We start from the raw sequence: 12,190 nt of genomic DNA on the forward strand, positions 1-12,190 counted from the left end.
GGAAAATGCCATAGGAGATTGCTCAGGATGCCCGTAGTATGTGAGGTGAACTACCTGCACTGAAAAAGGAATATCCATGCGTAGTCCCACAGCGCACCGGGAAGCAGCACTCGATGATGCCCTGTCCGCAGCGAATGCGGGCAGGGCACATCTGTTCGTCGTCGACGGTCCGTCCGGAATGGGCAAGACCGTGACCCTGGGGCGGCTGGTGGAGAAGGCCCGCGCCCACGACACCTGGCGGGTCCACCGCACCATCGCCGCCCACGACGAACAGTCCATCCCCTTCGCCTACATCGAACGACTGCTCAGCAGCCTGGGCCAGGCTGATGCGATCTTCGACGCCGAGGACCTGCCCCAGCCGGTGGCCGTGGCCAGGCACTGCCTGCGCGCCCTGCAGGCCAAGGTCGACACCGGCGCCCGACTGCTGGTGATCGACGACGCCCAATGGCTCGACGCGGAATCCGAACGGGTGCTGCGCTACGCCCTGCCCCGGATGATGCGCCCCGGCGTGCTGGTGGCCATCGGCATCCGCACACCCCACGCCGATTCCAGCCTGGGCTCCTTCCTGCTGGCCACCGCATCCGGCGGAACGGGCCGGGTGCTGCACGTCGAACCGCTGACCCCCGACGAGGTCCAGGCCCTGGCACTGGACCGCTTCGCCGTGCGCATCGCCCGCCGCAACGCCGCGGACCTGTGCCGGGCCGCCGGCGGATCCTTCCTGGGCATCGACGGACTGTTCTCCCGCCTGACCCCCGACGAGGTCTCCCGCCTGCACCTGGTGTGGGACCTGCCGATCCGCCGGACCCTGGACGCCAGGAACCCCCTCACCTCCGAATACCGGGCGGCCGACTCAGCCGCGCGGCTGATCGGCGAACTGGTCTGCCTGGCCGGCGCCGAGGTCCCCGCCGAGCGGCTGCGCCAGGCCGCCATGCGCGCCGCCACCGACCCCGGGATCGACACCGAGGACGGCAAGCCGGACACGGAACCGGCCGACTGGGTCACCGCAGCGCTCGAGCGGGCCCTGGCGGCGGGGATCATCGTCGAGGCCGGGTTCGGCGCCACCCTGGCGCCGCGCCACGCCCTGGTCGCGGACGCGGTGCGGCAGGCCGTGCCACGGGAGCGCGCCGCCGCCGTGCACCGCGCTCTGGCCCAGGTGAGCGACGGCCACGCCGCCGTTGTGCACCGCCTGCGCGGGGCCTCGGCCTGGGACGAGGAACTGGGCCGCGATGTCGAATACTGCACGACGGCGGCGCTGGAACGCGGCCGGCCGGAGTCCGCCATCGAGGTGCTGCGCCTGGCCCTGGACCTGGCCGACGATCCCGTCAGGCGCGGTGTCCTCATCACCCGCCTGGCGCTCATCCACACCAAGGCGAAGAGCTGCTATGCGTGCCTGGACCTGCTGGGCGAACTCGAAGCTCTGCCGCAGTCCATTCTGCGGGAATTCCTCGTTCTCATGCTGCGCGCCTACCTGGTCGATCAGGAGTTTCCGCAGCAGCGGGCGCTGGCGGTCCTGCAGGCGCCGACCGAGGACCCCGACGAGCGCACGATCCAGTCGTTCATGGCCTTCCTGCTGGCGATGATGACCCTGCGCTCGCCCGACGGGCCGAACATCCTGCTGCCCATGGTGCCGCTGGTCAGGGGCATCTTCGAGAGGGCTCCCAGCGACCCCGCGCAGGTGGCGGATCCGCTGCTGCACTGGATGGTCACCCCGCGGGAGTTCTCCGCCGTGGTCGACTGCTATACGATCGTCGCCGTCTATCGAGCCAATGACGTGCCCGGCATTATGGCCGCGCTCCCGCGGCTGCTGGAGCTGACCGCCGCACTGCCGGACACGCCCCTGAAGACGGACTGCCTGGTGCCCCTGGCCTCGGCGCAGTTGTTCAGCGATCAGGTGGTTCAGGCGCGGGATCTGATGGAGCAGGCGCTGACCCTGATGGACACGGTGGGCCTGCCCTGGGGCGCGGGCGCGCCCTATCTGCTCTACGTCGACGCGCAGATCCTGCTGGGGGAGTACGGTGCTGCGCTGGACCGCTTGGAGACCTTCATGAATGTCTTCGAGGTCCTGTTGGACATCGAGACGAGGCTGACCGCAGCGGCGCTGCGCGCCCTGCACGCGAGCATCACCGGCTCCGGCGAGGCCGCCGGCTTCCTGCGCGGGACCGAGCGCTTGGTGGAGATGGACTGGCAGTCCTTCGGCCACGACACGCCCATCATCGCCGCTTGTGAGGCGGCCAGAGTGGCAGGCGACCCCGAGGCCGCGCTGGCCGCGACCGCGGATCCGGCCCTGCTCACCTCGCACAACTCCCGGCGCGGCTATCTGGGCTACCGCGCCCATGCGCTGCTTGACCTGGGGCGCGTGGCCGAGGCCGCCGAACTGATCGGGCGGCTGTCCGGGCTGCGCGGCTCGGGCTGGTTCGAGTACTGGGGCACCCTGGACTGGCTGCAGGCCAGGCTGGCACAGGCCAGGGGTCTTGAATCGGACGCCGCTGCCGCCTATGCGCGCGCCCTGGAGGTGCGGACCTATCCGCTGCCGCGGGCACTGACCCTGGCGGACCAGGCGGAGTTCCTGGCGGGTCTGGGTGACTACAAGCGGGCCGAGGACGCGGTCTTGGAGTCGCTGAGCGAACTGGACCGAATCGGGGCCTATGGCTATATCGACAGGGTGGGCGAACTGCGCAGGAGGATCACGGCGCAGTCCGGGGATGTGGCTCAGCTGCAGCTGAGCCTGCTGACCGAGCGGGAACGCCAGGTGGCCAAGTTGATCGCCGCCGGGATGGGCAACCCGGCGATCGCCCGGGAGCTCTTCGTCTCCCAGGCGACCGTGCGCTTCCATGTGTCGAATATCCTGCGCAAGCTGCAGGTCGAATCCCGGGCCCAGGTATCCGCCGCTTTGGCGAAGGCCTGAGCCCGGGATTCCGGGCCTGTGCCGGTCCCACCCGGCTGGGCCGGTCGGCACCGGATGCGGTCAGCGCCGGCGGCGCCTGTAGCTCACCGCGATGGTGATGCCGCCGATGGCCAGCAGGGTCAGCCCCGCAGTCAGTGCCAGGCCCGCTTCCAGACCGGTGCGCGGCAGGCGATCGCCCTGGCGTTCCGGGGTGTCCGGCTGCTTCGGCTGTTCGGGCTGTTCCGGGGCCTCGGGTCCACGTGGGGCTTCAGGGCCCGCCGGGGGTGCCGCGGGTGCACTGGGCGAGTCCTCGGGGGTCGGGACGATGCTGGGAAGGACCTCCTCCTCGGGGGTCTCGCTCGGCTTCGGCGTCTCACTCGGAGTGTCGGCAGGCGTTTCCGACGGTTCCGGCGATGGGGTCTCCGAGGGAGTCTCACTGGGCGCCTCGCTGGGTTCTGGCGTGTCCTCCGGGGTCGGTGATTCCGAGGGCGTCTCGCTGGGCTCCGGGCGGGGCGTTTCGCTCGGGGTCTCCGAGGGCTCCGGCGTCGGAGTCTCGGACGGCGTCTCAGAGGGAGTCTCGGAAGGCTCCGGAGAAGGAGTCTCCGAGGGTGTCTCGCTGGGTTCCGGGCTGGGCGTTTCGCTCGGCGTTTCAGATGGCTCTGGCGTCGGCGTCTCGGAGGGTTCCGGTGTCGGCGTTTCGCTCGGGGTCTCCGAGGGTTCCGGAGTGGGCGGTGGGGAGACGGTGACCGTCTGCCTGGCCGATGCCAGGTCCTCGTGCTTGGCCAGCTCCTTCTCCTTCGGCTCATCGGTCTCGGAGGAGAACCGGCGCATCCGCGTTTCCCCGGCCGGGACCTCGTCCGCGGATTCGGGCAGCAGGAACAGGCGCTCGAAGACGACCAGGGTGCGTCCGGCGTGCTCGGCCGGGATGTCGAAGTCCATGTGGGCCACGCCGGAGGACTCCTCCGGGGTGAAGTCGGCCATTCCGGTGATGCCGGTGGATTCGCCGGTCTCCTGGTCCATTACGGTCCCGCGCAGGCGGTAGGTGTCGCCCGGGCGCAGACCGGAGTAGGACACGTAGTCGCGCAGCACACCGCCGGTGGCCGGCAGCTGCTTGCCCAACGTGTCGCGGTCCGGATCGGAGTCGGGGTCGTGACCGGTGAAGTCGTAGGCGTCCGTGTCGATGGCGGGCCGGTAAACGGTCTGATCCGCGTCCTCGATGTCGGTGTGCACGGCGACCTCTTGATCGTCCTGGTACAGGCGCTCGAAGACGACCACGACCTCGCCGCGCAGCACGTCGGCTGGAACCTCGAAGGTCAGCTCGACGGAGCCGGATGCCTCTTCGGGGGTGAAGGTCTTCTCCGCCGTGATGCCGGTGGGCTTGCCGTTCGCGGAGCCATCGCGGACCATCAACTCGCCCCTGACGGTGTATTCCGTGCCGGGGCGCAGGTTCTGGTAGGCGACGGTGTCGACGATCGTGGCGGGGCCGGTCTCCGGGAGGAAGGAATCCTCGTCGTCCCCATCGCGGGCCTCGGTGCCGATCTTGGGCACATCGGTCCAGTCGGCCAGAGCTGAGGCGGTGACCTCGGTCTGGTCGCTGCGGGCGATCATCAGGGTCTGGGCGCGCGGATCCGTGTTCGTCACCAGCATGCCCACCCGCTCCGGGCCGGTCAGCGAGGCGGTGATCGTCGCGGAGCCGGCACCCGCCGAGGCGGGTACGTCGAGGTAGAAATCGGTGCCGGCGGGCACTGCCGTGGCGTCGATCGCCTTGCCCTCGGCATCGACCAGCGGGTAGTCGGGATCGGCGGTGACCGCGACGGTGGGAGCGGAGGCGGTGAAGCGGAACGGGCCGACCCTGCTGCCCGCGACTCCTGCGGCGTCCGGGCCACTGGCGGTCAGCTGCGGGGCGTCGGATTCGGTTTCGCGCGTGTTCGCATCGCCGGTCAGATAGGCGATGAGGTCGCCCACCTGTTTCGTCGCGGCGTTCGGAGCATTGCTGGTCAAGCCGCGGTAGACGAAGTCATCGGTCAGCTTCCAGATGGCGGCCTGGGTCCCGGCGATCGCCGCCTTCTCCGACAGCCCGGAAATGCCGGAGGTCTGCCGCAGAGCGTCCAGGCTCATCTGCGGGTAGGAGTGGGAGACGATCCAGGCGACTTTCTCTCTGACCTCCAGGCTCTCGGCGAAGTTGTTCTCGCCCGGGAAGCTGTTCCAGTCGCCCACGTTCATGCCGATGTCGTACTGGGCGTTGACGGTGAATTCCACACAGTAGGCCAGCTGGTCGGCTTTATCGCCGGCTTCCGTGTACAGCGGGAACAGGGTGGTGCGAACGGAGCTGGAAGCCGTTTTCACGGAGTAGCCGTTAACGGCCTCGGCCACCTTGCCCATTTTGGGATAGCCATCGGGGAAGGTGAAGGCCTGGGCCGGTCCCGTGAACAGGGCGGGTGCCAGGGCCAGTAGGCCGGCTACCAGCAGTGCCAGGATGGAACGCAGGGTGCGGCGCGCGGTGGTGCGGAACGCGCCGGAGGTACGGTGTGACGATGAGTTCTTCGATGAGTTGCGGGGTGGGGGCGCTGCGGTGCGCGGGTCGTTTCGGGTCATGTTTCGACGCTATTGAGAACCGCACGCGGGCACACTAGCCCACAGGACGGTTCGGGCGTTGGGATTGTGTGGGCGAAGCGTTGGGATGAGAGCGGGGCGGTACAAGGGTGCGCGCGGGGTCGTGCAAGGCCGGGCAAGAGTTCGCGCTGGGCCGCGCAAGGGGGCCACTCCGCCCTTAGACTGTTTGCATGACTGAGAAATACACTCTGATTCCGAATACCGACCTGTCCGTGAGCACCATCAACCTGGGCGGCAACGTCTTCGGCTGGACCTCTGACGAACCGACCTCCTTCGACGTGCTCGACGGCTTCGTGGCGGGCGGCGGCACCTTCATCGATTCCTCCGCGTCCTACACCGGTCCGGTGGGTGGCCTGTCGGAGACCATCATCGGCAATTGGACGGCGGCCCGCGGCAACCGTGACAAGGTCGTCATCGCCACCAAGGTGGGCGCCCAGCCGGGCCGGAAGAACCTGGAGCCTGCGAACATCGCGGCCACCGTGGACGAATCCCTGACCCGCCTGCAGACCGACTACATCGACCTGTACTACGCGCACTTCGACGACGACTACACCCCGATCGAGGACATCGCCGCGGCCTTCGACGCCACCGTCAAGTCCGGCAAGGTCCGCTACATCGCCATGTCGAACCTGAGCCCGGCTCGTCAGCGCGACTGGATGCTCACCGCCAAGCGCGAGGGCCTGGCCGCCCCCGTGGCGATCCAGCCGCAGTACTCGCTGGTCTACCGGCACGAATACGAGGGCCCGGCGGAGACCCCGAAGGCCGGCTACCGCAGCGTGGCCGAAGAGTTCGACCTGGCCGTGTTCTCCTACTGGTCCCTGGCCGCCGGTCTGCTGACCGGCAAGTACTCCACCGCCGCGGACTTCGAGAACGCCCCCCGCGCGCACTCGCTGAAGAAGTACGGCACCCCCGAGGGCCTCAAGCTGGTCGGCACCCTGCGCGAGGTCGCGGACGGCCTGGGCGCCCAGCCGGCCTCCGTGGCCATCGCCTGGCTGCTGGCCAAGGGGATCACGGCGCCGATCGCCTCGGCCCGCACACCCGAACAGCTGCCCGCGCTGTTCGCCGCGCAGGACCTCGACCTGCCGGCCGAGGCCGTCGCTCGCCTCGACGAGGCCTCGCAGCCGTTCGCCTGAGGGGTATTCGCTAGGTGTCCTGCACGACGGAGTGCAGGACACCGCGCGAATGTCTTCCGGGCCGGTTCGGTGGCAGCCGATGCGCGTCGCGTCGCGCAGCGCGAGCACGGCCCTGCGTCGCTGCGAGTCGGGATGTGTGGGGACGGCCAGGGTGACTCTCTAGGATTGAGTGCGTGGCTGAAGAAATCCCCGCACCCGTGACCGAGTCCGTCCATCCCTCCTCCGGAGTTCCACTGGAAACCGCGGTCGGCCCCCACTCCGTGGCGATCGTGGGCGCGGGCCCGCGTGGGACCTCGGTCCTGGAACGGTTGAGCGCCTACGCCTCCACGGTTCCCCACCGCACACTGCACGTCCACGTCTGCGACGATGCCGAGGCCGGACCCGGCGAGATCTGGGACCCCGAGCAGCCGCGCGAACTGCTGCTCAACGCCACGGCCCGCCAACTCACCCTGTTCACTGATGAGACGATCGGCGCCGCGCGCGTGCGCAACGGGCCCGACCTCTACGAGTGGACTCAGTTGGTCGCGCAGCGCGCGGGGCTGGGTGGGGGCGCGAGCGTTCCCGCAATCGCAGCCGAACTCTTCGCCGTTTGGACCGCGCCGGACTACGCCCCGGCAGCCGACATCCTCGCCCTGTGCGCGGCGACCCGGGAGGACACCTTCCTGCCGCGCGCCGTCTACGGTGAATACCTGCGCTGGTACTTCGCCGGAGTCGTGCGCACTGCGCCTGAGAACATGCGCGTGAGCGTGCACCACGCCAGGGTTGTGGGATTGCGCCCGGTGTCGGGGCCACGCGCGGATGCGGATTCTTGCGCGGAGGAGTCCCGCGCAAAGGCGGGGGAAGCCGGCTGGGAAGTGGAATTCGCGGGCTCGCCGGAGGTTGCAGGTCCGCCGGACTCTGTGGGCTCGCAGGAGGCCGAGGGCCTGCAAGGCTCTGCTGGACGAACGCAGCGGGCTGCAGCGGCTCCTTCCCTGCACGTGAACGAGGTGGTCCTGGCCCTGGGCTGGGTGTCCAACGATCCGGGCCCCGCCCGTCCGGACGATCCCCGGATCGCCTGGCTGCCGCCGGGCCATGTGCTGCGCCACGACCTGGAGGCGATTCCTGACCGGGCGCGCGTGGTGGTGCGCGGCCTGGGCCTGACCGCGATGGACATCATCGCCCGCCTGACCGAGGGCCGCGGGGGCGTCTACACGGCCGCCTCCGCAGGTTCCGGTGGCTCCGAAGACTCGGTGCACCTGCCGCGCGGACCCCTGGTCTACCGGGCCTCGGGCCGCGAACCCATCGTGCTGCTGGCCTCGAACTCGGGCAACCCCTACCGCTGCAAACCCGCCGACTACGGCCCCGAGGCCGCCGACCACACCCTGCTGCACGCCGCCATCGCCCGCGCGGGGGCCCGGCGCGCGGCCACCGGCGAGCCCGTCGACTTCGCCGCCGAGCTGTACCCCGCGGTGCTCGCCGATGCCGCCATCGCCTACTACCGTGCCCGTGTCCGGCTCGACGGCGCTCCGGTGGCCGCGACCGCGGAACTGTGCGCGGCCATCGCCGCCGGCGGAGACCTCGGCGCGGTGGATCCCGGCGCCGTGGACGAGGAACTGTTGGCCGCCGCCTGCCCTGACCCCGCAGAGCGCTTCGACCCGGTGCGGCTGCGCCCCCGGGTGCCCAACCCACTGCCGGTCGGGCAGGACTACACGGCCTGGCTGCGCGACTTCTTCACCGCCGACGCCGCCCGCGCCGAGGCCGGACCCGCCGTGGCATTCAACGCCGCCATCGGCTCGGTGTCCGCCGCGCGCGGCCCGCTTGCGGCCTTCACCCGCGGCCGCGTGCTCACAGAGGAATCCTTCCGCACCTCCTACCAGCCCTTCCGCACCCTGGGAGCCAGGCTGGGCGGCGGCCCGCCCCCGGAACGCTACCGGCAGCTGGCCGCCCTCATCGACGCCGAGGTCGTGGCGGGCCTGGGTGCCCGTCCCACCGTGCGAGCGCTGACCGACTCGGACGGGGCACTGAGGGGTTCGGACGAGACCCTGACGGGTTCGGACCAAGCGCCGGCAGCGCCGGGAGCCGCGTCCCACCCGAGCGGGGAGGCGCTCACGGGGTCGGTGTTCGTCTGCGAGTCCGCGCACAGTGCCACGCCGGTGGCTGCGGACGTGCTGATCGACGGCTGGCTGGCCAATCCGATGCTGGTCCAATCGGCGGATCCGCTGGTGCGCGGACTATATGCGGCGGGCCTGGTCCGCTCATCGAGCTTGGAGTCGGCCAGCGGGGGCAGCATTCCGACGACCAGCATCGACATCACCGCAGACAACCGGGTGATCGGGCCGGCGGGCCGCGCGGTGCCGGGACTGTTCAGCCTGGGGCTGCCCAATGACGATGTCAGCGGACACAGCTTCGTCAGCCCGCATCCGCGCTCAGGAGCGAACTTCCTGGTCGAGACCGACCGGGTGGCCCGGACGATCGTGGGTGTGCCGGCGGGGGAGTGAGGCTGTGCGGCGGGCGGGCCAGGTGATGAGCACATTGCTCGCGACGATGAGCGCGATCCCCGTCCACTCGGCCGCGTGCAGGCCCTGGCCCAGGAGCACCCAGCCGGCCAGTGCCGCCCAGACGGGGTTCACGCTGGTGAGGACGCCGAAGGCGTTCGCCGGCATCCGCCGCAGGGCCAACAGGTCAACGGCGTAGACGATCGCCGATGACCCGAGTCCACACGCCAGGGCCAGCAGGAGGGCGCGGTGGAAGGCCGGGTCGGCGAACTGTGCCGCGGCGCTGCCGCCCTGACCGTCGGAAGCATGCCGCGGCAGGTGGAATCCGAACCAGTAGAGGGCCACAGGGGCCCAGGCCAGCGCCGAGATGAGCGAGGCGACGGCGGGCCCCGTGAGCCCTGGCAGGCGTCGGCCCAGGGACCGGTTGAGCAGAATATAGGTGCCCCAGGCCGCGCCGGCCAACAGTGCCAGCGCGATTCCGAGCCAGTCGGTGGCCGGCCCCGGCCGGGTCAGGACGACCACCCCGACGGCTGCCAGCCCGGCGCCGGTCAGGTCCCGCCCGCGCCTGGACCCGCCGATTGCCACGGCCAAGGGGCCCAGGAACTCCAGGGTGACGGCCAGTCCCAGGCCGATGCGCTGCACGGACAGGTACAGCGCCAGGTTCATCACCGCGAACATTACCGCCAGCAGTGTGCACCGCAGCCAGTCCCCGGCGTGCAGGCGGGCCAGGCGGGGCCGGGCCAGGGGGAGCAGCACTGCGGCCGTGACGAACTGGCGGACCACGACGACCCCCGGCACTCCGATCACCGGGAACGCCTTGGCGCCCAGCGCTGCCCCGGTCTGGTTCGACAGGGAGCCGGCCAGGGCAAGGGCGATGCCCGAGGCGCGAGCACTCGCCGGAGTGGGCTCCACGGCATGCGGGGCAGCGCTGCCGGGGATATCGTGTCCTCTTCTCATGGCATCCAGCATCGGTCCGGGCACAACATTCGTCCAGTGCATATTGTGTTCCTGCTATACGCTGTGGTTATGGCTGAGGAGCAGGAGCCGGAACAGGCGTCGTCGCAGAGTCCGAAACCGGGCCCGGGTGCACGGCGGCACCGGAGGTGGACGCTGCGGGATCTGCGCGTCGTCGCCACCGCCGCACAGCTGGGCTCATTCACGGATGCGGCCGCGGAACTCTACATCTCCCAGGCTGCGGTCTCGCGGACCATCGCCGGGCTCGAGGCCGCGGTCGGCCAACGCCTCCTGCTGCGCACGGCCCGTGGTTGCGAACCGACGGGGGTGGGTCTGGAGGTGCTCGAGCACGCCAGACGATTACTGCTGGAGGCCCAGCACTTCGACGACTTCCTGGCCACCCGCGGGCAGACCCTGCGCCTGGGGTATTCCTGGGCGGGCTTGGGGCGGCACACGGCCTCCTTCATCCGGGCCTGGGAGTCGGCCCATCCCGGGATCGGCCTGGAGCTGGTCCGCTACGATTCCGCCTCGGCCGGGCTGGCCGAGGGTCGCTGCGATGTGGCGATCGTGCGCGCGGAACCCCATGACCCCCGCTTCGATACGACGGTGGTCGGCCTGGAACGGCGGATGGCGGCCTTCGCCTCCGACGATGCGCAGTGGGCCAGGCGGCGCAAGCTGAGCATGGCGGAGCTCGCCGAGCGCACGGTGCTGGTCGATCCGCACACGGGAACCACGAGTGCCGCACTGTGGCCGGCCGAGGGACCGCGGCCCAAGACGCGGGAGACGCACAATATCGACGCCTGGCTCGATGCGATCGCCGCCGGTCGTGGCATCGGGACCACGTCCGAGGCGACGGAGGCCCATCATGGGCGCGCCGGGATCACGTTCCGGCCGGTCAAGGACGGTCCGCCGATCGCGGTGCGGCTCATGTGGTGGCGCGGTCAGGCGCCGCCGCAGTTGGCGGAACTGGTCGCCGCCGTGTCTGGGGTGTACGCGGGGTAGGCCCGGCGCTTGACTCATGTCCGAATAAGTGTTCGAATACATGCATGAGGTGGAGCGGACAGGCAGAGGGAGCTCCCGGACTGGTGAGCGTCAAGGGCCTGCTGCGCACCGTGCAGACCCCGGAGTTCGCAGGCCTGACCTTCCACGAGATCACCGCCAAGTCCCTGTTGAACAAGGTGCCGGAGACATCCTCGATGCCGTTTAGGTGGACCATCAACCCCTATCGCGGCTGTTCACACGGCTGCGTCTACTGCTACGCCCGCAATACCCACACCTATCTGGACTTAGACGCCGGGCGGGACTTCGATTCGCAGGTCATCGTCAAGGTCAATGCGGCCCAGGTGTTGGAACGGGAACTGGCGCGGGCGTCCTGGGGCCGCGAACACGTGGCGCTGGGGACGAACACCGACCCCTATCAGCGCGCCGAGGGCCGCTACCGTCTGATGCCGGGCATCATCACCACCCTGGCCGAACACCACACCCCGTTCTCCATCCTGACCAAGGGCACGCTGCTGCGCCGCGACCTGCCACTGCTGGTCCGGGCGCGCGAACGCGTCCCCGTGGAACTGGGCATGTCGATCGCGATCGTCGACGACGAGCTGCAACAGCAGATCGAGCCCGGCACCCCGCGCACCTCGGCCCGGCTGGCGACCGTGCGGGCCGCCGCGGATCTGGGCTTCAACGTCACCGTGTTCCTCATGCCGATCATGCCGGCGCTGACCGATTCGCGCGCCCAGCTGGAATCCCTGGTCGAGGCGGTCGCCCGGGCCGGGGCCACCCGGGTGACCTATGGCGCACTGCACCTGCGCCCCGGCGCCAAGGAGTGGTTCATGCGCTGGATCGGTCACACCCGTCCGGATCTGTACCCGCGCTATCGCAGGATGTACGCGGACTCGGCCTATGCCTCGCGGGAGTACAGGGACTGGCTCGACGCCCGGATGCAGCCGCTGTTGGAACGCGCCGGGCTGGACTGGCTGCCCGACGGCGACACCCCGGAGGCCAGGCGCTTCGCCCGCGAACTCGCGCAGAATGGCGCGACCGAGGCCTCGGCCCCGGGGAGCACGGTGACAGGGCCCACCGGCTCCCCTGGAGAACCCACCGAGCCGGCACTCTTCTGAGCCGGCGGCAGC

The 12,190-nt window shown here is 70.2% G+C and carries 7 protein-coding genes; 5 read left to right on the forward strand and 2 right to left on the reverse strand.

Annotation, left to right across the window (positions count from 1 at the left end; genetic code table 11):
- Window positions 1-76 precede the first annotated feature (76 nt).
- Complete coding sequence (locus tag NQ034_RS11215; RefSeq protein ID WP_257048925.1) at window positions 77-2,905, forward strand: helix-turn-helix transcriptional regulator; 2,829 nt, start codon at window positions 77-79, stop codon at window positions 2,903-2,905.
- A gap of 60 nt (window positions 2,906-2,965) precedes the next feature.
- On the opposite strand, the gene NQ034_RS11220 is transcribed toward NQ034_RS11215, so the two are convergent.
- Window positions 2,966-5,479, reverse strand: coding sequence for a VaFE repeat-containing surface-anchored protein (locus tag NQ034_RS11220; RefSeq protein WP_257048926.1), 2,514 nt, complete (start codon window positions 5,477-5,479; stop codon window positions 2,966-2,968).
- A 188-nt stretch (window positions 5,480-5,667) separates the two neighbouring features.
- Here NQ034_RS11220 and NQ034_RS11225 point away from each other — a divergent pair, with 188 nt between their 5' ends.
- Window positions 5,668-6,630 carry an aldo/keto reductase gene (locus NQ034_RS11225; protein ID WP_257048927.1) on the forward strand — a complete coding sequence of 321 codons (963 nt, stop codon included), beginning with the start codon at window positions 5,668-5,670 and terminating at the stop codon, window positions 6,628-6,630.
- A gap of 173 nt (window positions 6,631-6,803) precedes the next feature.
- Window positions 6,804-9,107 carry an FAD/NAD(P)-binding protein gene (locus NQ034_RS11230; protein WP_257048928.1) on the forward strand — a complete coding sequence of 768 codons (2,304 nt, stop codon included), beginning with the start codon at window positions 6,804-6,806 and terminating at the stop codon, window positions 9,105-9,107.
- Here NQ034_RS11230 and NQ034_RS11235 read toward each other — a convergent pair.
- Window positions 9,036-10,103, reverse strand: a complete 1,068-nt coding sequence (locus NQ034_RS11235; RefSeq protein WP_257048930.1) for an EamA family transporter — start codon at window positions 10,101-10,103, stop codon at window positions 9,036-9,038. The genes NQ034_RS11230 and NQ034_RS11235 overlap by 72 nt on opposite strands.
- A 27-nt stretch (window positions 10,104-10,130) precedes the next feature.
- Here NQ034_RS11235 and NQ034_RS11240 point away from each other — a divergent pair, with 27 nt between their 5' ends.
- Both NQ034_RS11240 and NQ034_RS11245 read left to right on the forward strand, forming a co-directional pair.
- The gene (locus NQ034_RS11240) at window positions 10,131-11,060 is read left to right on the forward strand and encodes a LysR family transcriptional regulator (protein ID WP_257048932.1); all 930 of its coding nucleotides are present in this window, start codon (window positions 10,131-10,133) and stop codon (window positions 11,058-11,060) included.
- A gap of 44 nt (window positions 11,061-11,104) precedes the next feature.
- A complete protein-coding gene (locus NQ034_RS11245; protein ID WP_257048934.1) occupies window positions 11,105-12,178 on the forward strand; it encodes an Rv2578c family radical SAM protein in 1,074 nt (357 codons plus the stop codon).
- Window positions 12,179-12,190 lie beyond the last annotated feature (12 nt).

Origin of the sequence: Brevibacterium moorei (genome assembly GCF_024580735.1) — a bacterium.
Taxonomy (GTDB): domain Bacteria; phylum Actinomycetota; class Actinomycetes; order Actinomycetales; family Brevibacteriaceae; genus Brevibacterium; species Brevibacterium moorei.